The organism is Qipengyuania xiamenensis (genome assembly GCF_019711495.1).
Classification (GTDB): domain Bacteria; phylum Pseudomonadota; class Alphaproteobacteria; order Sphingomonadales; family Sphingomonadaceae; genus Qipengyuania; species Qipengyuania xiamenensis.
On the sequence record NZ_JAIGNM010000001.1, the window covers coordinates 175,032 to 196,042 of the forward strand.

Annotated in this window: 17 protein-coding genes; 11 read left to right on the forward strand and 6 right to left on the reverse strand. The window is 62.6% G+C overall.

What is annotated here, in order from left to right; translation table 11 throughout:
* Positions 1–71 precede the first annotated feature (71 nt).
* The 3 genes from K3165_RS00900 to K3165_RS00910 all read left to right on the forward strand — a co-directional run bounded on the left by K3165_RS00900 (position 72) and on the right by K3165_RS00910 (position 4,096).
* A complete protein-coding gene (locus K3165_RS00900) occupies positions 72–1,604 on the forward strand; it encodes an acyl-CoA ligase (AMP-forming), exosortase A system-associated (RefSeq protein WP_247713848.1) in 1,533 nt (510 codons plus the stop codon).
* Positions 1,601–2,827, forward strand: coding sequence for a pyridoxal-dependent decarboxylase, exosortase A system-associated (locus tag K3165_RS00905; protein ID WP_221547001.1), 1,227 nt, complete (start codon positions 1,601–1,603; stop codon positions 2,825–2,827). Before K3165_RS00900 ends, K3165_RS00905 begins: the two co-directional genes overlap by 4 nt.
* Before the next feature lie 84 nt (positions 2,828–2,911).
* Positions 2,912–4,096, forward strand: coding sequence for an ExeA family protein (locus K3165_RS00910; RefSeq protein ID WP_221547002.1), 1,185 nt, complete (start codon positions 2,912–2,914; stop codon positions 4,094–4,096).
* On the opposite strand, the gene zapE is transcribed toward K3165_RS00910, so the two are convergent.
* The 3 genes from zapE to K3165_RS00925 are packed head-to-tail and all read right to left on the reverse strand — an operon-like array spanning position 4,093 to position 6,452.
* Positions 4,093–5,208 (reverse strand): cell division protein ZapE, encoded by a 1,116-nt coding sequence (gene zapE, locus K3165_RS00915; RefSeq protein ID WP_221547003.1) that lies wholly within the window; start codon positions 5,206–5,208, stop codon positions 4,093–4,095. The two genes, K3165_RS00910 and zapE, sit on opposite strands and share 4 nt — an antisense overlap.
* Positions 5,205–5,666, reverse strand: a complete 462-nt coding sequence (locus K3165_RS00920) for a PaaI family thioesterase (RefSeq protein WP_221547004.1) — start codon at positions 5,664–5,666, stop codon at positions 5,205–5,207. The genes zapE and K3165_RS00920 overlap by 4 nt, the downstream gene beginning before the upstream one ends.
* Positions 5,667–5,669: 3 nt before the next feature.
* The gene (locus K3165_RS00925; protein ID WP_221547005.1) at positions 5,670–6,452 is read right to left on the reverse strand and encodes a succinate dehydrogenase iron-sulfur subunit; all 783 of its coding nucleotides are present in this window, start codon (positions 6,450–6,452) and stop codon (positions 5,670–5,672) included.
* Between the two features lie 124 nt (positions 6,453–6,576).
* On the opposite strand from K3165_RS00925, the gene K3165_RS00930 reads away from it, so the two are divergent.
* Entirely contained in the window at positions 6,577–7,218 is a 642-nt protein-coding gene (locus K3165_RS00930) for an HAD-IB family phosphatase (protein ID WP_221547006.1), read from the forward strand.
* Here K3165_RS00930 and K3165_RS00935 read toward each other — a convergent pair.
* Entirely contained in the window at positions 7,215–8,297 is a 1,083-nt protein-coding gene (locus tag K3165_RS00935; RefSeq protein ID WP_221547007.1) for a glycosyltransferase family 4 protein, read from the reverse strand. The genes K3165_RS00930 and K3165_RS00935 overlap by 4 nt on opposite strands.
* A gap of 3 nt (positions 8,298–8,300) precedes the next feature.
* A complete protein-coding gene (locus tag K3165_RS00940) occupies positions 8,301–9,473 on the reverse strand; it encodes a hypothetical protein (protein WP_221547008.1) in 1,173 nt (390 codons plus the stop codon).
* Positions 9,474–9,632: 159 nt separating this feature from the next.
* Between K3165_RS00940 and K3165_RS00945 the strand changes: the two genes are divergently transcribed.
* The 3 genes from K3165_RS00945 to K3165_RS00955 all read left to right on the forward strand — a co-directional run bounded on the left by K3165_RS00945 (position 9,633) and on the right by K3165_RS00955 (position 12,429).
* Positions 9,633–10,964, forward strand: a complete 1,332-nt coding sequence (locus tag K3165_RS00945; RefSeq protein ID WP_221547009.1) for a lipopolysaccharide biosynthesis protein — start codon at positions 9,633–9,635, stop codon at positions 10,962–10,964.
* On the forward strand, positions 10,961–11,731 hold the full coding sequence (locus K3165_RS00950; RefSeq protein WP_345720172.1) for a nucleotidyltransferase family protein: 771 nt from the start codon (positions 10,961–10,963) through the stop codon (positions 11,729–11,731). Before K3165_RS00945 ends, K3165_RS00950 begins: the two co-directional genes overlap by 4 nt.
* A gap of 62 nt (positions 11,732–11,793) precedes the next feature.
* Entirely contained in the window at positions 11,794–12,429 is a 636-nt protein-coding gene (locus tag K3165_RS00955; protein WP_221547010.1) for a class I SAM-dependent methyltransferase, read from the forward strand.
* A gap of 52 nt (positions 12,430–12,481) precedes the next feature.
* Here the strand turns inward: K3165_RS00955 and K3165_RS00960 are convergent, their stop codons facing one another.
* Positions 12,482–15,196, reverse strand: a complete 2,715-nt coding sequence (locus K3165_RS00960; protein ID WP_221547011.1) for an Rne/Rng family ribonuclease — start codon at positions 15,194–15,196, stop codon at positions 12,482–12,484.
* A 435-nt stretch (positions 15,197–15,631) separates the two neighbouring features.
* Between K3165_RS00960 and K3165_RS00965 the strand changes: the two genes are divergently transcribed.
* The 4 genes from K3165_RS00965 (at position 15,632) to K3165_RS00980 (ending at position 21,000) form a co-directional block, all read left to right on the forward strand.
* Entirely contained in the window at positions 15,632–16,495 is an 864-nt protein-coding gene (locus tag K3165_RS00965; protein ID WP_221547012.1) for an N-acetylmuramoyl-L-alanine amidase family protein, read from the forward strand.
* Positions 16,496–16,559: 64 nt separating this feature from the next.
* The gene (locus K3165_RS00970; RefSeq protein WP_221547013.1) at positions 16,560–19,085 is read left to right on the forward strand and encodes a penicillin-binding protein 1A; all 2,526 of its coding nucleotides are present in this window, start codon (positions 16,560–16,562) and stop codon (positions 19,083–19,085) included.
* Positions 19,086–19,153: 68 nt separating this feature from the next.
* Positions 19,154–20,281 (forward strand): peptide chain release factor 2, encoded by a 1,128-nt coding sequence (prfB, locus tag K3165_RS00975; protein ID WP_221547014.1) that lies wholly within the window; start codon positions 19,154–19,156, stop codon positions 20,279–20,281.
* Entirely contained in the window at positions 20,278–21,000 is a 723-nt protein-coding gene (locus K3165_RS00980) for a class I SAM-dependent methyltransferase (RefSeq protein ID WP_221547015.1), read from the forward strand. Before prfB ends, K3165_RS00980 begins: the two co-directional genes overlap by 4 nt.
* Positions 21,001–21,011 lie beyond the last annotated feature (11 nt).

The window sequence follows — 21,011 nt, forward strand, 5'->3', positions numbered from 1 at the left end:
GGCGCCTCTGGCGGGGCGCAAGGCAGCTAGCGGCCTTGCACTGGGGCCACCAAGGCACGATAGCGATGATCATGACCAGCGCGCCCAGTGTACCCGATCCAGATCCCCGTCCCTTGGACTGGGTGATCGAGAGGGGGGAAGCCGAAGCTCCTGCACTCACCCTGCGGGACAAGGTACTGACTTTCCAAGAGGCGAGGAACCGTGTCGGCGCCCTGGCAGCTTGGCTATCCCGGAACCTGTCCAAGGGCGATCGTGTCGCGAGCTGGGTCGCAAAGACCGAACTCGCCTGCCTTATGCCGCTGGCCGCCGCGCGGGCAGGGGTGGTCCATGTTCCGGTAAACCCCCTCCTGAAGCGAGCGCAGGTAGCGCATATCCTTGCCGACTGCGGTGCCCGGATGCTGATCGGCACGAAGGCGCGGATGGCTTCGCTGGAAGACGGCGATACGCCGACAGATTGCGTGCTGCTTACCGAGGAAGCAGCCTGGTCGTCGGTTGAAGAATTGGGCGAGAACCTCGGTCCGTCCTCCCACGACCCCGCGGATCTGGTCGCAATCCTCTACACAAGTGGTTCAACCGGTAGCCCCAAGGGGGTCATGCTCAGCCATGCCAATCTCTGGTTGGGAGCAGTATCGGTCGTCCACTATCTCGGCCTTGCGGCAGATGATGTGACCCTGGGTGTGCTGCCCTTCAGCTTCGACTACGGCCAGAACCAGCTTTTGAGCACATGGTATGCGGGAGGGTCGGTCGTCCCTCTCGACTACCTGTTCGCCCGCGATGTCGCCAAGGCTTGCGCAAAGCACGGTGTGACGACGCTTGCCGCTGTGCCGCCGCTCTGGGTGCAATTGCTCGAGGTCGAATGGCCGGCAGAAGCGGTGGCGTCAATGCGCCGATTGACCAATTCGGGTGGCGCCCTGACCGTCGAAATCGTATCCGGTTTGCAGGATAAGTTACCGCAATCGGATATTTTTCCAATGTATGGCCTTACCGAGGCATTCCGCTCGACTTACCTCGATCCGGAACTGGTGGACGAGTTTCCAACCTCGATGGGCCGCGCCATTCCATTCGCCGAAATTCTCGTGATCGATGACAAGGGCGGAGTTTGCGGACAGCAAGAGGAGGGGGAACTGGTCCACTGCGGACCGCTGGTCGCGCAAGGGTATTGGAACGACCCGAAACGCACGGCCGAACGATTCAAACCGGCGCCCAAAGCCTCGCATTACGGAGGCACCGCGGTCTGGTCGGGCGATCGCGTGATGCGCGCTGAGAACGGCCTGCTCTATTTCGTTGGGCGCCGCGATGCGATGATCAAGTCTTCGGGTAACCGCATCAGCCCGCAAGAGATCGAAAGCGCTGCCTTGGCGACGGGCCTGGTGGCGGAAGCCGTCGCGCTGGGTGTTGCCGATGAAAGGCTGGGCCACGCTATCCATCTTGTCGTCCGCGCTTCCGCAGGCTCCGAGGAGGTCGAGAAAGACTTGCAAAAAGCCCTCGCACGAGATTTGCCGAATTTCATGCAGCCCCACGTGATTCATTGGCGCGATGCCATGCCGCTCAATCCCAATGGAAAGATCGATCGCACCGCGCTCGCCAGGGAGATCGCAGCATGAAGCCCCTCGGCCCCATTCCCGAAGGTTTCGAGACCATCGATGGCGAACTGGCGATCGGGGGCAGGAGGAGCAGCGAACTGGTGGAAATGGCTGGTCGCACGCCGCTTTTCGTCTATTCGAAAGACAGGATCGCAAGTCGCATCGCCTCGCTGCGCAGTGCCATGCCCGATCGCATCAAGATCAATTATGCGATCAAGGCCAATCCCTATCCCGCGCTGCTGGATTTCATCGCGCCCTTGGTCGACGGGCTGGACATTGCCTCGGGCGGCGAACTCGACCTCATCCGGAATGCCGGCATCGACGGATCGCGGGTAAGCTTTGCGGGACCGGGAAAACGGGACGAAGAGCTCGAGGCCGCCATCAAGGCTGGCGTCACGCTAAATCTCGAAAGCGAGAACGAGGCACGCCGCGCACTGGAAATCGCCGACCGGCTTGGCGTGCAGCCTCGCCTTGCGATCCGCGTGAACCCCGATTTCGAGCTCAAGGGCTCGGGTATGAAAATGGGGGGAGGAGCTAAACCCTTCGGTGTCGATGCGGATCGCGTACCCGAACTGGCGCGGACCATCATCGACGCGGGCTGTGAATGGCGCGGATTGCACATTTTTACCGGTAGCCAAGCCCTGTCCGCCGAAGCGGTGATCGAAACACAGGCAAATGTCCTCGAGCTTGCGCTGCGCCTGGCGAACGAGGCGGGAGTGGGACTGCCCAAGCTCAATATGGGCGGCGGTTTCGGCATTCCCTATTTCAACGGCGACGAGCCTCTGGACATCGCATCGGTCGGCGACGCTCTTGGAAACCTTTTCAATAAGCGCGAGCAAGATGTTGCAGAAACTGAACTATTCATCGAACTCGGGCGTTATCTTGTCGGCGAGGCCGGTGTCTACCTCACGCGGATCGTCGACCGCAAGGAAAGCCACGGCGAAACCTATCTCGTGACCGATGGCGGCCTGCACCACCAGCTGGCTGCCTCGGGAAATTTCGGCACGGTGGTGCGGCGCAATTATCCGCTCGCGATCGCCACACATTTCGATGCCGAACCCGTCGAAACGGCAAATGTGGTCGGCTGCCTGTGTACGCCTCTCGACCGGCTTGCCGACAAGGCGCATCTGCCGCACGCAGAAGTCGATGATATCGTGGCTGTTTTCTGCGCCGGAGCCTATGGCGCCAGCGCGTCACCGAGCGCCTTTCTCGGGCAGGGACCGGCTGCCGAGATGCTGGTATGAGAAACTCATCAACGTTTTAACCATAATTAGGGCGTAAACACGCGTACACGACAGGCGACACACAGGACCGACAGGACCGGGACCATGTACGAGCAATTTTACGGTTTCTCAGAGCGGCCATTCCAGCTGACGCCCGATCCGGCGTTCTTTTTCGAGAGCGTGACGCACAAGAAGGCGCTGAGCTATCTCGGCTACGGCCTGAACCAGGGCGAAGGCTTCATCGTCATCACCGGCGAGGTGGGGGCAGGCAAGTCCACGCTGGTGGGGCACCTGCGCAACAAGCTCGATCCCGAGCGCGTCACCATCGGTGAGGTCGTGACCAGCGGTCTCGACGGCGATGCCATGATCACCATGGCCGCGCACAGCTTCGGCTTCTCCGCTCCGTCCGGTGACAAGGCGGCAGCGCTTACCGCTATCGAGAGCTTCCTTCACGAGGAGGCGCGGGCGGGCCGCAAGGTCATGCTGATCGTCGACGAGGCGCAGAACCTGTCTGTCGGCGCGCTCGAAGAACTGCGCATGCTCTCCAACTTCCACCTCGGTTCTCAGCCGCTTCTCCAGATGCTGCTGCTGGGACAGCCCGAATTCCGCCAGTTGCTGGAGGAATGGGACGAGCTGGAGCAGATCCGCCAGCGCGTTATCGCCGCTCACCATCTTGAGGCGATGCAGCCCGAGGAAGTCGAGCAATACGTCAAGCATCGACTAGCCCATGTGGGATGGACCGATAATCCTGCGTTCGACCCTGCCATATGGGCGCGCATCCACGAGGAAAGTCGCGGAATTCCGCGCCTCGTCAATCGCCTGATGTCACGCCTGCTGATGCGGGCTGCCGCCCAGTCGCGCAGCCGTATCGATGTCGATCTGTTCGATGCGGTCGTGGCCGAAATGCACGGGCGCAGCGTTGACCGGCAGCGCAAGTCTCCGACCCACATGGTCGAGCCGACAAGCTTCGCAGAGGATCAACCGGCGCCGCAGGGCCATGAGGAGGCAGAACCGATGACCGACGACCGGAATGGCGGTGGCGGCCTGCTCGAAGCGCAGATCGAAGCCATCGAAAGTGCCTTTGGCGAACGCGACAAGGCCATTGCCGCCCTGCGCCGCGAAATTGCCGATCTGGGCGAAGCACGGCAGTCAGGCGTATCCGACGGCGATGTCGATGCCCGTCTTGAGAAAATCGAGGCACGCCTAGACGAGCAGGAGCGTTCGCTCCGCCACGTGCTCAGCATGATGATCGATTATTTCGAAAGCAGCGCTACGCGCGACGCCGCCTAGGCTGACAGGCCGTGTCCGCGGGCCATGTAGTCCGCGCTCTGCATTTCTTTCAGGCGGCTGACCGTCCGTTCGAATTCGAACGCGCCGTCACCTGAGCGGTAGAGGTCTTCCGGTTCTGCGGCAGCGGTCGCAAAAAGCTTCACGCTGTTTTCGTAAAGCGCGTCGATCAGCTTGGTGAAGCGGATCGCCTCGTTGCGGTTTTCCGGCGAAAGCTGCGGGATGCCGACGACGATCACCGAGTGATAGGCATGGGCGATGGCAAGATAGTCCGCCGCACCGCGATTTTCGCCGCACAGCCGCTTGAAGCTGAATACGCCGACGCCCTTGAAGCTCTTGGGCACATGGAGTGTGCGGCCGCCGCCAAGGTCCAGCTCGCCGCTGGGGACATTGTCGGCATCTTCGGGCTTGTAGTCCGTCAGGCGGAAGAAGGCCTCGCGCACCTGAGCGGTCGCTTCGTCGCCCAGCGGCGTGTGCCAGGTCTCGATATCGCCCAGCCGGTCGAGACGGTAGTCGGTGGGGCCATTGAGCGGCATCACGTCCAGTTCCGCCTGCACCAGATCGATGAAAGGCAGGAAGAGCGATCGGTTGAGCCCGTCCTTGTAGAGGTCGCTGGGCGGCCGGTTGCTGGTTGTGACGATGGTCACGCCTTCATCGCAGATCAGCGCAGTGAACAACCGTGCCATGATCGCGGCGTCGGCGGTGTTGTTCACCACCATCTCGTCGAAGGCGAGGCAGCGGATGTCTGCCGCGAGCCGGGCCGCGACCGGGGCAATCGGGTCGCCGGCCTCCTTCTTGCGTTCGTCGCGGATCAGGCGATCGACCTCGAGCATGAATTCGTGGAAGTGGACGCGGCGTTTCTCTGCGATGCCGAGCGTCTCGATGAAGAGGTCCATCAACATCGACTTCCCGCGCCCGACACCGCCCCACATATAGACGCCTTGCGGACGGGTCTTCTTGGGGCGGAACAGCTGGCTCAGAAGCCCGCCCGAACTCTCGGCCTCGAGGTCTTTCTGGAGGCGGTCCAGCCGCTCGACGGCACGGCGCTGGTCGCTATCGCTGCGCAGTTCCCCCGCAGAGACGAGCTTTTCGTACCTCGCCTGCATGCCCGTCATTTCGGGCGCATTTTCTTCACGATGCCGGAGAAGGACGCTACGATGTGGTCGCCCTGTTCGACCTGGCCGCGCACGAAAACCATGCTGCCGGTTTCGCGCACGATCTCGGTGACCGCATCGAGCGGCTGATCGGGCTTACCTCCGCCGACGAATTGCGTCGAAAGCTCGAGCGTGACCGAGGGGCCAGCGTTGCCGCTGCCGATCGTGTGCATGGTGGTGAACAGTGAGATGTCGATCAGCGACAGCGTGACGGCACCGTGGATGATGCCCTGCAGGTTCTCGTGCTTGCGCTCGGGGAACATGCGCAGGCGGGCATGGCGGCCGTCGTCAGCGACGCGCGTGATGAGCTTGCCCATCACGGCGCCGTTGAACAGCGTATCGTCTTTCAGGTTCCAGTGGCGCCAGCCCGGATTGTCCGGATCGGGGCCGTGTTCGAATACGTCGTCGGGAAGTGCCACGGATCAGATGGCGCGTTCGGCCATCATCTTCTTGGTTTCGGCGATCGCCTTGGCCGGGCTGAGACCCTTCGGGCAGACATTCGCGCAATTCATGATCGTGTGGCAGCGATACAGGCGGAACGGATCTTCAAGATCGTCGAGGCGCTCGCCGGTCATCTCGTCACGGCTGTCTGCCAGCCAGCGATAAGCCTGGAGGAGGATTGCCGGGCCGAGGAACTTGTCGCCATTCCACCAATAGCTCGGGCAGGAGGTGGAGCAGCAGGCGCACAGGATGCACTCGTAAAGGCCGTCCAGCTTCTCGCGCTGTTCGGGCGACTGGAGGCGTTCCTTGCCACTGGGCGTGGGCGAAACGGTCTGCAGCCACGGACGGATGCTGGCGTACTGCGCATAGAAGTGGGTGAAGTCGGGGACGAGGTCCTTGATGACTTCCATGTGCGGCAGCGGGGTGATGCGGATCTCGCCCTTGAGGTCGTCGATCGCGGTGGTGCAGGCGAGACCGTTCTTGCCGTTGAGGTTCATCGAGCACGAACCGCAGATACCTTCGCGGCAGGAACGGCGGAAGGTCAGCGTCGGGTCGATCTCGTTCTTGATCTTGAAAAGTGCGTCCAGAACCATCGGGCCGCATTCGTCGAGGTCGATCTCGAAGGTGTCGTAGCGCGGGTTCTCGCCCGTGTCGGGATCGTAGCGATAGATCTTGAATTTCTTCACGCGCGCACCGCCGTTGGCGCTGTGCGTACGTCCCTTGCCGTTGATCTTGGAATTCTTCGGAAGAGTGAAGGTTGCCATCGGTTCTATCGATCCTGTCTGCTTTCACGGGCCTATCTAGAGAAAGGTACGCATGAAGCAAGGGGGCGGATGCACTGTCAGCCGGTTCTTGAACCGTTGGCGCGCGCCTGCCACTGGTCGCGCGATGAAAGTGGCGATTTACGATCTCGACAAGACCTTGGTGCGAAGGGCGACCTTTACGCCCTTCCTTGTTTTTGCAGCGCGCAGGCTGGCGCCGGTCCGGCTGACCTTCACGCCCGTCTGGGTCCTGATGATGATCGGCTACAAGCTTGGGCTCTACAGCCGCACGCGCCTGAAGATCATGGGCATGCGCCTGATGCTGGGTAGGCAGGACCTCGCCGACCTGCGCGAGACAGGCAGGCAATTCGCGGATGCACACATCGAGCGCGCCGGTTGGCTTGATGGCGTGACCTCGATGCTGCGCGAAGACCAGTCGGCAGGAGCCAAGGTCGCCATCGCCACCGCAGCCTTCGAATTCTATGCGCAAGCCTTCGCGGAGAGGCTCGGCGTAGACACGTTGATCGCGACCCGTTGGGATGGGGCGAACATCCCTGGCGGCAATTGCTATGGCGATGCCAAGCGATGCCGGGTCGAGGAATGGTTGGGATCGCCCGCAAGCGATACCGAGATGCGCTTCGTCAGCGACAGCTTCGCTGACGAGCCACTGCTCGACCTTGCTGCAGATCCGGTCTTTGTAACCACCAGCGCTGCAAAGCGTGACCGGGCCCAAGCGAAGGGCTGGAAGGTCATCGACGGCGAAGGCTAAAGCGCGCGGAGCCTTTCCACGCAGCGCGCGCCGATTTCGTCGAAGCGTTCCTTGGAAAATCGCTCCCGAACGCGGTCGCGAACGGCGATGCCCATTGCGTGCAGTCGGTCGGGGCGCGAGAGCAAATCCGCGAGCGCGTCCGCGAGACCAGTGGCGTCTCTCACAGGGAAGGTGCGCCCATAGGCGGCATTGTCGACCGTGTATGGCATTTCCCCGGTGCGCGAGACGATGACCGGCAGGCACGCTTGCATCGCCTCGTGCGCGGCGATGCAGAAGCCTTCGCGGCGTGATGGCTGGAGATAGAGATGCAGCCCGGCGAGGAATTGTGCCGGATCATCAGCGAATCCGGTGAATTCGAGATTCTCGATGCCGAGATCCGTCGCCTTGCGCTTCAACGCCTCTTCGTCTTCTCCGCTACCGGCGATCTCGATCCGATATGGCACAGGGGGCTCGAACTCGCGCGCCTTCAGGATAGCGAGGGCATCGATCAGGATGTCATAGCCCTTTGCCGGGTGGAGGCGGCCGAGACTGCCCAACCGCAAGACCTCGCCCCTTTCCCACGCCGATGATTGCGGCGCCTGCGGGTCGGCGGCGAAGATCGGCCATGTCACGAGATTCTCCGCAGCAACGCCGAGACGCTCGCGCGTGAGTTCTGCGACCTGAGCGCTGTCCGCCACCCAGAAAACCGAATTGCCGGCACGCCACTTCAACAGCCGCTCGTTCCATGGCTTGAGAAAGGCGTTATGTTGCCAGCTCACGACGGGAATGCCGAGTTGGGCGCCCGCAATCTGGCCGAGCAACGTGGCCCGCGTTAGCGATGTCCAGATCGCGTCAGCCTTCCACTCACGCGCCTGTTCCTTCATCCAGCCCAGAGCAGCAAGGTGATCTGCTTCTCCGCCGTCGCGGACGACAGGTTCGACGCCCTGCGCTACCAGGCGCGGGATTGCCTTCCCGTTGCGGCGAGTGAGCGCGAATACCTGCACCTCGGCGCCAGCCTTTTGCAAGGCATTGACGATGATGGGGAGGGGAGACTGGGCCCCTCCGCCTTCAACCGAATTGATGAAGTAGGCGATCCGCATCGCTCAGCCGTTCTTCGAGCGGATGGCCGAGGCGATGGCCTGTGCCGCACGCGTGGATGCAGGAGTCTCCGACAGGGCAAAAGTCTGGGCGATCAGATCTTCCTGAGAGGATTTGTAGCTGGCCGCGGTTTCGGTCCAGCTGGGCAATTCCGTCGCGAGCGCCTCTACCGATCGGACAGTCGGCCCCATGCCAAGGAAGGGGAGGGTCTCATGACCCTGCTCGGCCAGCGCTGCATTGGGGTCGAGCAGGAACACTGCCCGCGGCCGGACGAGAAACTCGTACAGCTGGCTCGACGCGTCACCGATATAGGCATCCGCGCCCAGCATGTAGCTCATGTCGAACAGGCGCGGTCCATCGACGTCCACCAGCACGTTCGGCGCGGCAAGCGCGGCTTCCGGAACATCCGGTCGGCGCTTGGCGAGCTTGTATTCGGGAGAGACGTGCATGGACTTGCGGAACAGCATGACATGCGGCGCGAAAATCAGATTGTAGGCCTGGCCTTCTTCGCTTGCGAACCATTCGAGAAGTTGCGGCCCTGCCTCGTACCAGCTCGACAGATGAGGGTCGAAATGCGGGTTGTAGACGAAGGTGGGGCGATCATTGTCGAAGAAGCGCGGGCGTGCAGCTAGGTCGATCCGTTCGAACTTGGAATAGCCGGTAACCTCGATACGCGCGGGATCGACACCGTTGGCCGCAAGCTGCGCGGCCATTTTGGGCCCGGCAACGAGGCTCAGGTCGAACTTGCGATGATCCGGGTGGAAGGTGACGCTTCGATCGCCGGTTCCATGCGGCACACGTACGAAGAGCGGAGAGCGCGAAGGGCCGAGCCGCTCTTTCACCCTGAGACAGGTCCGCTCCGTCGAAATGACCGCGTCACTTTCTTCGAACAGCTTTTCGTGCACGCGCAGCCTCGCGAGCCGCGATGCCGGAAAGATCCGGTCCAAAACCCGGGTCGCGGCGCCCAGCACGGGGGGAAGGTCCAACTCGGTCCAGGTGATCTTGGCAGCATCGGCAGCATCGATCAGTCCGAGAATTCTCTGCCTGATCGCATCTCCTGCGAACGCCACGACAGTCTCGATGTCTGCGTGCTCGCGCGCCATCGCGGCGGCAACCGGCGCCAGATGGGCAACCTGGTGAGCGGCATCGTGGTTGAAGAGGAACAGGGCGCGCTGCATCGCGGAGCCACCGGATAGGCATTGCTACGCGGCATGCAAGGGCTTTCGCGCGCGAAGCTATTTGCCATTTCCGCACTATCGACTAGGGGTCCGGCCAAGCAGTACGCCGGAGGCCAGCCCCCGGACCATTCGAAGCAACATTTGCGAGGACCCTTAGCCATGGAGACGGACAAGACGATCCGCCCCCGGCGTAGCGGCTTGGCAAACATCCTGAAAAACGTTGCATGGCTGCTGGGCGGTAAGGGCTTCGGTGCAGTCTGTTCGATTGCCTATCTCGCGATCCTGTCACGTTCGCTCGGCCTCAAGGATTTCGGCCACTTCTCGCTGATCTTCGCGACAGCGCTGGCGCTCGTTGCTTTGGCCAGCTTCCAGACATGGCAGACCGTGGTGAAATTCGGTGCCGAGCCGGTCCAGCAAAAGGACTGGACGCGCTTCGGGCGATTGATCTGGCTGTGCGGCGGGATCGACGTTGCCGGAGCTATCGTCGGCTGCCTCGTCGCAGCGGCGGTGTTCTACGGTTTTGGCGGCATGCTGGAGCTCAACCCGCGCTATATCGATGTAGCGTTCTGGTTCGCCTGCGCGCTGCTGTGGTCGCGAATGACGACTCCGAACGGGATCGTGCGCGTGCTCGACCGTTTCGATCTGGGAATTTACGTCGAAGCGGTCGTCCCTGCCGGGCGCCTGCTCGCCTCATTAGTCATCGTGATCGTTGGCCCCACGGTGGAGCGTTTCCTGTTCGCATGGGCATTCTTCGACCTGCTGGTGGGACTGCTGTACTGGATCGTCGCGTGGCGGCTCGTCCCCGAGGCGATGCAGCGCCGTCATTTCGGGTTTGCCAGAGACACGTTGAAGACGAACAAGGGACTGCCGCAGTTCTTCACGGTCACCTATTTCTCGTCGACGCTGGATGCGCTTTACAAGCAGGGCCCTCTTCTCGCGGTCGGCTATTTCCTCGGGACGAGCGCTGCAGGTCTCTACCGTCTCGCAGACCAGCTGGCGCAGGGCATCGGAAAGCTCTCCGGCCTGCTGGCGCGGGCAATCTTCCCGGAATTCGCCGTGGCACGGACGACCCACTCTGCAGACTTGTTCCGCAGGCTCGTACGCCAGACCACACTTATCGCCGCAGGGGGTGGCGCCGTCGTAACCCTGCTCGCGGTATTCCTCGGCGAACCCCTGTTGCTGCTAATTGGCGGCGAGGATTATGTGCGCGGTGCGGCGATCCTCATCCCGCTGGCAATCGGTGCCTCGTTCGAACTGGCATCGGTTACCTATGAGCCGCTGCTCTATTCGACCGGTCATGCGATCTATCCGCTGATGATCCGGGCGCTGGCACTGGTTGTCCTGACGGTCGGCATCGTGTCGCTTGTGCATCTCGGCCCGATCGGCGTCGGCATAGCGGTGGCTTGCGGGCTTGCCGTCCTGTGGATCGTTATGAGTATCACGGTTCGCCGGGTGATGAAGAACTTCGTCCGCAGGGAATCGGCTCAGTGAGCTCGCACAGGACGCTGGAAGCGGCGGCACTGGTTCTTGCTGGCACGCGTCCCGCGGGAGATCCCTTCGCCACTGCCCAAGGCGTGGCGCACAAGTCGCTGATCGAGATCGAAGGCTTCACTTTGTTGGAGCGGGTCGTGCGCGCTTTGCAGGAGGCCCGTGTTTCCCGCATCGGCGTAAGCTGCGACGAAGGGCCGGTCGCGGATCTGGCACGCGGACTGGGCGCAGAGGTGATCCCGACCGGCAGGGGGCCCAGCGCCAGTGTCGCAGCGGGGTTCGAGGCGCTTGGGGCGCCGCTCATCGTCACCACCAGCGACCATGCGCTGCTGCAACCGGACTGGGTTCGCGAGCTGGTCGAAGACACTCCGAAAGATGCCGACCTGTCGGTCATGCTCGCCGAGCGCGAAGCTGTGCAGAGAGCCATGCCCGAGAGCAAACGCACATATCTTCGCTTTGCCGACGGACACTGGTCGGGCTGCAACCTCTTCTACCTGCAAACACGCGAAGCGCACCGTGCGATCGAAACCTGGTCGATGGTCGAAGCCGACCGCAAGCGTCCTTGGCGCATCGCCGCGCGGCTTGGTGTGGGTACTTTGTTCTCGATGCTTGTTGGACGACTGACCCTTGCAGAGGGACTTGCACGCCTCGGCGACAAGATCAGTGTCCGGGCTGCGCTCGTCTCGGCAAACGACGGACTTGCAGCGGTGGATGTCGACAAGCAGGCGGATCTCGATGCCGTCAGGGCATTGATTGCACGCAGGAATTAAGGGTCTTCCGCAAATCCGGTTTGACGCTAAGCTGCCTTTCCGGGTCGCAGCCGGAGAGCACGATGGGAATCAAGCGATTCTACGATGCGCATGTCATGCCGCGACTGATTACCTTCGCGTGCGGCCAGAAGGGCATCGAGAAGAGGCGGCGCGCCGTGGTGCCGTTGGCGCAAGGCAAGGTCTTCGAACTCGGCTGCGGCGGTGGGCTCAATCAGCCGCTATATGACGGCGAGAAGGTAACTTCCTTCGCCGGAATCGATCCACACGAGAAACTGCTCAGCGGCGCCCGGGAGCGTGCGGAGGCACGTGGATGGGAACATGATATCCGGCAGGGATACGGCGAGGATATCCCCTTTCCCGACAGCAGCTTCGACACTGCTGTGTGCACCTATACGCTGTGTTCGGTCGAAGATCCCGCCAAGGTCCTGGAAGAGCTCCGCCGCGTGTTGAAGCCGCGCGGCAGGTTGCTGTTTCTCGAGCACGGAAAATCGCCCGAAGCATCGGTTGCCCGATGGCAGGAGCGGATCGAACCTGTCTGGAAACCGATGGCGGGTGGTTGCCACCTGACCCGACCGATCGGCTCGTCGCTACGAGCGGCCGGGTTCGAGGTCGAACCGATGGGGCAAGCCTATCTCGACAAGACGCCGAAGGTCATGGGCTGGATGGAGTGGGGTGTGGCCCGGAGGGCGGGCGCCTGAGGTTACCGCTCCCCGCTCGCCAGTGGCAGAGCGGGGAGGGTGCTTTTCCTGATTACTCGCCGAAGGTGCGCTGCCACCAGCCGCGCTTGGGCTTGCCGTCGGCGTCATCCTCTGAGGTCTCGGCTTTCGCAGTCTGAGCTGCGTTATCGGGACCGGCGACGACTGCCATGTCGTCCTTCACCTGCTCGGCGACATCTGCACTGGCGGCTGCCGGGGCCTTCTTCTTGCGGGTCCGCTTGGGCTTGGGCGCTTCTTCGGCAGCTTCGGCTTCGGCCGGTTCGGCGTCTGCCTTCTTCTTGCGAGTGCGTTTCGGCTTGGGAGCTTCCTCGGCTGCCTCTTCAGGCGCCGCCTCGGTATCTGCCTTCTTCTTGCGCGTCCGCTTCGGCTTGGGAGCCTCTTCGGCTTCGTCGGTCGCCTTTTCGTCGGCGGGAGCCTCGTCAGCCTTTTTCTTGCGACGCGGAGCGCGCTTCTTGGGCTTTTCCTCCGCTGCGGCGTCGGCGGTTTCGGGTGAGTCCTCCGGACCGGCAACGACAGCCATGTCTTCACCGACCTGTTCCGAAACTTCCTCGAGCTTTTCGGCGTCTTCCGCCGTCACCTCATCGGAATTGCCACGCCCGCGACCGCGACCGCCGCGACGGCGACCACCACGGCGGCGGCGCTTCTTGGGCTTGTCTTCACCGTCGTCGTCTTCGTAGGAGGCTTCCTCGTCGGCATCGTCGTCGGACGCATCGTCCTGGTCTTCGCCACCTTCGCGCTTCTTGTTGCGGCCACGGCCGCCGCGGCGACGGCGACGCTTCTTGCGCGGACGATCATCGTCCTCATCCTCGTCCGAGGTGTCGATGTCTTCGTCTTCTTCCTCGTCGTCATCGCTATCGTCGACGAGAGTTTCGAACTTGGGCGCATCCTTGGGCTTGGGGCCATGGCTCGACACGGCCATCTTTGCGCCTTCGTCTTCGCCTTCCGGCACCACTTCGACCGAGACACCGTAAAGGCTCTCGATTTCCATGAGTTCCTGGCGCTTCTCGTTGAGGAGATAGACAGCAGCTTCGGTGCTGGCTGCGAGGCGGATGCGCGTTCCCTTGCCCTTGGCTGCTTCCTCTTCGATGAGGCGGAGCGCCGAGAGACCCGCCGAGCTGGCGGTGCGGACAAGGCCCGTTCCGTCGCAATGCGGACATTCGCGGGTGGTTGCTTCGAGCACGCCGGTGCGCAGGCGCTGGCGGCTCATTTCCATCAGGCCGAAGCTCGAGATGCGGCCCACCTGGATACGCGCGCGGTCGGTCTTCAGAGCGTCCTTCATGGCGCGCTCGACCTTGCGGGTGTTCGAGTGATGCTCCTGGTCGATGAAGTCGATGACCACGAGGCCGGCCATGTCGCGCAGGCGCAGCTGACGGGCGATTTCCTTGGCCGCTTCCAGGTTCGTGTGGAGCGCGGTCTGCTCGATATTGTGCTCCTTGGTGGAGCGGCCCGAGTTGATGTCGATCGAGACCAGCGCCTCGGTCGGGTTGATCACGAGGTAGCCGCCCGACTTTAGCTGGACCACCGGATCATACATCGCCTTTAGCTGGTCTTCGGCGCCATAGCGCTGGAACAGCGGCACGGGGTCGGCATACTGCTTCACCCGGCGCGCGTGGCTGGGCATGAGCATCTTCATGAAGGCCTTGGCCGACTTGTAGCCTTCTTCGCCTTCGACGACGACTTCCTCGATATCGCGATTGTAGATGTCGCGGATGGCGCGCTTGATCAGGTCGCTGTCCGAATGGATCAGCGCAGGTGCCGCAGAACCCAGCGTCTTCTCGCGGATCTCGTCCCACAGGCGGGCAAGATAGTCGAAGTCACGCTTGATCTCGGTCTTGGTGCGGCTGAGACCTGCGGTACGGACGATCAGGCCCATGGTCTTGGGCAGGCTGAGATCGCCAACGATCTGCTTCAGGCGCTTGCGGTCGCTCGCCGAGTTGATCTTGCGGCTGATGCCACCGCCGTGACTGCTGTTCGGCATGAGAACCGTGTAGCGGCCCGCAAGGCTGAGATAAGTAGTGAGGGCAGCGCCCTTGTTGCCGCGCTCTTCCTTCACGACCTGGACGAGCAGGACCTGGCGGCGCTGGATAACGTCCTGGATCTTGTACTTGCGACGCAGCGCCATGCGCTTGGCGCGCGCTTCGTCGACTTCCTTGGCGCGCGTGCGGCCCTTGCCCTGACGGCGACCGCGACCATGGCGACCGCGACCCTTGGGCTTGGAATCGGTATCGTCCTCTTCCTCGGAATCGTCGCTGTCTTCGTCTTCCTCGTCTTCGTCGCCGTCGAGCTGGCCTTCCTCGATGGTTGCGACCTTGTCCTTGTCGGAGGTGTCGACTTCCTCAAGGCCGTCTTCGGCGAGGTCTTCGGCAAGCGCTTCGGCGCTTTCTTCCTCGGCGTCGTATTCGTCGCCGGGCATTTCGCCGCGCTCTTCCTCTTCGGCGCGCAGGCGTTGCTCTTCTTCGGCAACTTCGGCTTCGGCCGCCAGCAGGGCTTCGCGGTCTTCCTTGGGGATCTGGTAATAATCGGGGTGGATTTCGCTGAAGGCGAGGAAGCCGTGACGGTTACCGCCGAAATCGACGAAGGCCGCCTGAAGCGAAGGTTCTACCCTGGTTACCTTGGCGAGGTAGATATTGCCCTTGATCTGCCGCTTGTCGGCAGATTCGAAATCGAATTCCTCAATCCGGTTTCCCTTGAGGACCGCCACCCGGGTTTCTTCCTGGTGGCGCGCGTCGATTAGCATGCGCGTTGCCATTGATAATTCTCCATGCGCAGCGGGGCGGGGCATGCCCGCCGTTCCTGCCGCGCTTCATTGTGGGAAATCCGCTTGCCCGATAAGGGTTTGCGGCATTCAGAGGCCGGCTCTCTTCCTCTGCGAAGGGCCGGGAGTTCGTGTCTGCGAGGATTTCCCGGCGCAACACATGCGCGAACCGACCGGCAAATGCAGCATGGCGTAGTGGCGCCTGCTGCGATTCGATCCGGAGGGAAAGGGAAGTTTCCTGCATCAACCTGTTCATTCGGTGCCGAGACCGGGATGGTTTCGGCAGGCCGGGAGAGTGACCCTCTTCGTCGCGAATTCAACGCGCCGATCGGAGGCACCGCTTGCCCGGCTGAATATTCGCTAGCACCGTGGGTATCGCTCGGCAACTATATTGCGCCGGGCAGAGAAAAGCCCCTAACGAATTGGGCAATGTCACGAAGCACGCAGATCCTTGCCCTTGTGCTGCTGCCGGCCGCGATTGTCGCCGGGCTGGTGATGCTGGCGCATGCCACCGGCCTCGTCGGCAAGGGACCGGGTTTCGTGCTGAGGGTCGAATTGCCCACCGAGAATTCGCCGCTCGACCTTCCGGAAATCGAGGGTGAGGAAGGTTTGCCGCTGATCGTGATCGACCCGGGCCATGGTGGTCATGATCCGGGTGCGACCTCGCAAGGTTACGTCGAGAAACGTCTCGTACTGGATCTCGCGCTGGCGCTTCGTGACCGGCTTCGCGAGCGGGGTATCGCGCGGGTGGCGCTGACACGTGACGACGATCGCTACCTGCTCCATGCAGAGCGTTACGAGATTGCGCGCAGGCTGGAGGCCGACCTCTTCCTGTCGATCCATGCGGACAGCGCCGGCGATATCGGGGAGGTCGCGGGTGCCAGCATCTACACCTTGTCCGAACGGGCATCGAGCCAGGCAGCGGCAATTTTTGCTGCCCGCGAGAATGCTTCCGACACGCTCAACGGCATCATTCTTGCGAGCGAGAGCGAAAGCGTCGGGGATATCCTGATCGAGCTTTCACAGCGCCGTACGCAGGAACAGTCGACCGAGTTCGCGGAGCTTATCGAGCGGGTCGGGGAAGGGCGGCTCGATTTTCATCCCCAGGCACGGCGCTCCGCGGCCCTTCGCGTCCTACGTGCGCCCGACACCCCATCGGTCCTGTTCGAGAGCGGGTTCATTTCGAACGAAGACGATGCACGCAGGCTTGCTTCTGAAGAAGGGCGGGCGGCGTTTGCGGAGGTGATGGCGAACGCAATACGTCTCTATTTCGCGCGGGAAACCGCCGGGTAATCACACACTGCGATTCTTGTTCTGGCGCTTGCAAGAATGAGCGTGCTAGAGGCCGTCGCCGATTATGGTTGCAATTCCCAGCCTCGACTATGTTCGCCAGCGCCTGACGGGCGATCCTGCGCGGTTTTTCGCGTGGATGCGCGATAATTGGCACGAAAGCCGCCGCCTGCGGGTCCTGACCTATCTGATCGGGATTGGCCTCGTCCTGCTGGTGCTGGCCTGGGCCTCGCTCGCCCGCAACCTGCCCGAAGCCGATTCGCTGCTCGATTACGAAACGCCGCTGCCGACCGTGGTGCGCGGCGTCGACGGGGAAATCGTCCATAGCTACGCCCGCGAACGGCGCGTGCAGCTGCAATATGTCGATTTCCCGCAGCAGATGATCGAGGCTTACCTTTCGGCCGAGGACAAGACCTTTTTCAGCCACAGCGGCGTCGACCTGACCGGTACGCTGAATGCCGTAATCGACTATGCGACCAAGTATGGTTCGGGCGAACGTGCCGTCGGCGGTTCGACCATCACTCAGCAGGTCGCCAAGAACCTGCTGCTCGGCGACGAATATTCTGTCACCCGCAAGCTCAAGGAAATGATCCTCGCCCAGCGCATCGAACAGGTGCTGACGAAGGAAGAAATTCTCGAGCTCTATCTCAACGAGATCCCGCTCGGTCGCCGCAGCTTCGGTGTGCAGGCCGCAGCCCGCGCCTATTTCGACAAGGACGTGGGCGAGCTCGACCTTCACGAGACGGCCTTCCTCGCCATTCTGCCCAAGGCGCCCGAGCGTTACGGGCGCGCGCGCTATGAAGATCTGGCGATCACCCGCCGCAATTTCGTGCTCGACCAGATGGTCGCCAACGACTTCGTTTCCGAGGCAGAAGCTGCGGAAGCGAAGCGCCAGCCCCTGGGGCTGGTCCAGCAGCGCAGCGAACGCTCGGCTGATGCAGGATATTTCCTCGAGGAAGTACGACGCCAGCTGATCGAGAAGTTCGGCGAAACGGCGGAAGACACCGGTGAGAGCGGCGAAACCGGCAAAAGCGTCTATGCAGGCGGCCTGTGGGTGCGGACCTCGCTCGATGTCGAGCTCCAGGATGCCGCGCGCGATGCCCTGCGTGCGCAACTGCTCAGCTATCACGGCAACCGTGGCTACACGGGAGCGATCGCTACGCTGAACCCGGATAATGGCGACCTGCATTCGCAGCTTCGCTCTTCCAACCTGTCCATCAACTACGAGAACTGGCGCATCGGTGTCATAACCTCGGGCGGGAGCGACGCGCAGGTCGGACTGACCGATGGCGCGAATTACGCGCTTTCGGGCGCACCATCGTCGATCAAGGTCGGCGACGTGGTCGCGGTCGAGAAATCGGGTTCGGGTTACCGCCTGCGCGCAGTCCCCGAAGTTTCCGGCGCTTTCCTCGCAGCATCGCCGCGCACGGGCCGCGTGCTCGCCATGCAGGGCGGTTTCGACAGCCGCCTCGGCAGCTTCAACCGTGCGACGCAGGCGCTTCGCCAGCCCGGCTCGACGATCAAGCCTTTCGTCTATGCAGCGGCGCTCGATCAGGGGATGACGCCTGCTTCGATGGTGCCCGACCAGACGTTCTGCGTGTGGCAGGGTGCGGGGCTCGGGGAAAAATGCTTCCGCAACTTCGGTGGTGGCGGTGGCGGTGAGCACACCATGCGCTGGGGTCTCGAGCAGAGCCGCAACCTCATGACCGTTCACATTGCCGATGACACCGGCATGGAAAACGTCACCGAAACGATCAGCCGCGTCGGCATCGGTGATTATGAGCCTTATTACTCCTTCGCCCTCGGTGCCGGCGACACGACCGTCGCCAAGATGGTCAACGCTTATGCGGCGCTCGCCAACTGGGGCCGCCAGCACGAAGGCAGCGTGATCGATTACGTGCAGGACCGCCGCGGCAAGGTCATTTACCGTAGCGACAAGCGCGACTGCACCGGCTGCAATATGGACGAATGGGACGGCCAGCCCATGCCCCGCTTCGAGCCGGGCGGACGGCAGGTTCTCGATCCCCGTACGGCGTTCCAGACGGTTCACATGTTGCAGGGCGTGGTGACGCGCGGGACCGCAGTCCGCCTGCGGAGCCTCGGCCTGCCGCTGTTCGGCAAGACCGGGACGACCAATGGCCCGACCAATGCATGGTTCGTCGGCGGTACGCCCGACATCATCGCCGGTATGTATGTGGGTTTCGACAAGCCGCGTAACCTTGGCGGATGGGTGCAGGGTGGCAATACCGCCGCACCGATCATGAAGCGCTTTATCGAGGCCACTCGCGACCGCTGGACTTCGGACGATTTTATCGCGCCGCCGGGTATCCGCATGGTCAAGATCGACCGTCGCACCGGCAAGCGCGTTTTCGACGGGGAGCCGTCGGATGATCCCAAGGCAGCGGTGATCTGGGAGGCCTTCAAGCCGGATACCGAGCCTTCACGCTCGACCAGGTCCGACCAGCTTGCCGCCGAACGCAGCGAAATCCTCGAACTGATCCGCCGCGCCCGTCAGGGCATCACCGGTAACCGGACCGAGGGCAGGGACGACCAACCCACGGACTTCGTCGAGGATCAGGGCGGGATCTACTGATCCACTCTCCTTTACAATCGCCACCTGCGCGCTAGGTGGACCTGCAAACCAATTGAGGACTTTGAGTTATGCGTGCCGAGGGGCAGGCCCATATCGACCGTATCGAAGCAGCGCTCGCGTTGGTGCGCCAATCGCTGGATTGGGAACGCGCCCTGCGCCAGCTGGACGAGCTGGATGCCCGCGTCCAGGATCCGACCCTGTGGGACGATCCCAAGCAGGCGCAGGCGATCACGCAGGAACAGAAGCGTCTCGAAACCGCGATCAACACTGTTCGCGAGATCGAGAGCGAAATGGCCGATGCCATCGAGTTCGTCGAAATGGGCGAAGCTGAAGGTGACGCCGATATCGAGCGCGAAGGTCTCGATACGCTGGAAAAGCTTGCCGACCGGGCCGATCGCGACAAGGTGCAGGCTCTCCTGTCGGGCGAAGCCGACGGCAACGACACCTATATCGAAATCCATGCTGGAGCAGGCGGCACGGAAAGTCAGGACTGGGCGGAAATGCTTTTCCGCATGTATTCGCGCTGGGCAGAGCGCCGCGGCTTCAAGGTCGAAACCGTGGAATACCAGGCTGGCGAACAGGCCGGGATCAAGGGCGCGACGCTGCTGGTGAAGGGTGAAAATGCCTACGGCTATGCCAAGACGGAGAGCGGTGTGCACCGCCTCGTCCGCATCAGCCCCTACGACAGCTCGGCGCGGCGCCACACGAGCTTCAGCTCGGTCTGGGTCTATCCGGTGATCGACGACGATATCGACATCGAGATCAATCCGTCGGACCTCAAGATCGATACGTACCGTGCTTCGGGCGCGGGTGGTCAGCACGTCAACACGACCGACAGTGCCGTTCGCATCACCCACCAGCCAACCGGCATCGTGGTCGCGAGCCAGAACGATCGCAGCCAGCACAAGAACAAGGCCACCGCGATGAACATGCTCAAGGCGCGCCTGTTCGAACGCGAGATGGCAGAGCGCGAGGCAGCGGCCTCGGGCGAGTACCAGGAGAAGAGCGACATCGGGTGGGGGCACCAGATCCGCAGCTATGTCCTGCAGCCCTACCAGATGGTCAAGGACCTGCGGACCGGCGTGCAGTCGCCGACACCCGACGACGTGCTCGACGGTGCGCTCGACCCGTTTATCTCGGCTGCGCTTGCGCAGCGCGTGACCGGCGAAACGGTCGAGGTGGACGACGCCGAATGATGTCGCGCCCGTTCCTCCTCGCAACCTTGCCGCTGGCGCTTGCCGCTTGCGACGGGTTCGGTGGTGCGGGCGAGGGCAGCCAGCGTTTTCCGGAACCTGACCGCCCGGTTTCCGAAGCCTCGTCGAGTCAGTTTTCGACCGAAGACCAGCGCGACAGCGTTGGCGAAGCCCAGAAGGTCATGGACCTGGCCGAGATTGAGCCGGGAATGACGGTGGCCGATATCGGCGCGGGCAACGGCTATTACACGGTTCGCCTAGCAGAGCGGGTAGGTGCGAATGGCCGCGTGCTTGCTCAGGATATCGACCAGCAGGCGCTCGACCGCCTCGCGCGCCGGGTGGAGCGGTATCGCCTCGACAATGTCTCGATCCAGCGAGGGGAATTCGCCGATCCCCGGCTTCCCGCAGACAGCTTCGATCGGATTTTCATGGTTCACATGTACCACGAGATCGAACAGCCCTACGAGTTCCTCTGGCGGATGTGGCCGGCGCTGAAAGAGGACGGCCAGATCGTGATCGTCGACCGGGACCGGCCCACCGACCAGCACGGCATCGATCCGCTGCTGCTGTCATGCGAGCTGGAACGCGTCGGCTACGAACTGGTGGCCTTCAAGGATGCGCCCGAATTGTCGGGGTACTATGCACAGTTCAAGGCAGCGGCTAACAGGCCCGAGCCTGGAGAGATCAAACCCTGCCGCAGCGACAATGTGACGCAGGGCTGACCGCCGTAAGA

Bases quoted from the DNA above. Each gene is read 5' to 3' on its own strand.
- K3165_RS00900 (WP_247713848.1), top strand. From the start codon at position 72: ATGACCAGCGCGCCCAGTGTACCCGATCCAGATCCCCGTCCCTTGGAC.
- K3165_RS00905 (WP_221547001.1), top strand. From the start codon at position 1,601: ATGAAGCCCCTCGGCCCCATTCCCGAAGGTTTCGAGACCATCGATGGC.
- K3165_RS00910 (WP_221547002.1), top strand. From the start codon at position 2,912: ATGTACGAGCAATTTTACGGTTTCTCAGAGCGGCCATTCCAGCTGACG.
- zapE (WP_221547003.1), bottom strand. From the start codon at position 5,208: ATGACGGGCATGCAGGCGAGGTACGAAAAGCTCGTCTCTGCGGGGGAA.
- K3165_RS00925 (WP_221547005.1), bottom strand. From the start codon at position 6,452: ATGGCAACCTTCACTCTTCCGAAGAATTCCAAGATCAACGGCAAGGGA.
- K3165_RS00930 (WP_221547006.1), top strand. From the start codon at position 6,577: ATGAAAGTGGCGATTTACGATCTCGACAAGACCTTGGTGCGAAGGGCG.
- K3165_RS00935 (WP_221547007.1), bottom strand. From the start codon at position 8,297: ATGCGGATCGCCTACTTCATCAATTCGGTTGAAGGCGGAGGGGCCCAG.
- K3165_RS00940 (WP_221547008.1), bottom strand. From the start codon at position 9,473: ATGCAGCGCGCCCTGTTCCTCTTCAACCACGATGCCGCTCACCAGGTT.
- K3165_RS00945 (WP_221547009.1), top strand. From the start codon at position 9,633: ATGGAGACGGACAAGACGATCCGCCCCCGGCGTAGCGGCTTGGCAAAC.
- K3165_RS00955 (WP_221547010.1), top strand. From the start codon at position 11,794: ATGGGAATCAAGCGATTCTACGATGCGCATGTCATGCCGCGACTGATT.
- K3165_RS00960 (WP_221547011.1), bottom strand. From the start codon at position 15,196: ATGGCAACGCGCATGCTAATCGACGCGCGCCACCAGGAAGAAACCCGG.
- K3165_RS00965 (WP_221547012.1), top strand. From the start codon at position 15,632: ATGTCACGAAGCACGCAGATCCTTGCCCTTGTGCTGCTGCCGGCCGCG.
- K3165_RS00970 (WP_221547013.1), top strand. From the start codon at position 16,560: ATGGTTGCAATTCCCAGCCTCGACTATGTTCGCCAGCGCCTGACGGGC.
- prfB (WP_221547014.1), top strand. From the start codon at position 19,154: ATGCGTGCCGAGGGGCAGGCCCATATCGACCGTATCGAAGCAGCGCTC.
- K3165_RS00980 (WP_221547015.1), top strand. From the start codon at position 20,278: ATGATGTCGCGCCCGTTCCTCCTCGCAACCTTGCCGCTGGCGCTTGCC.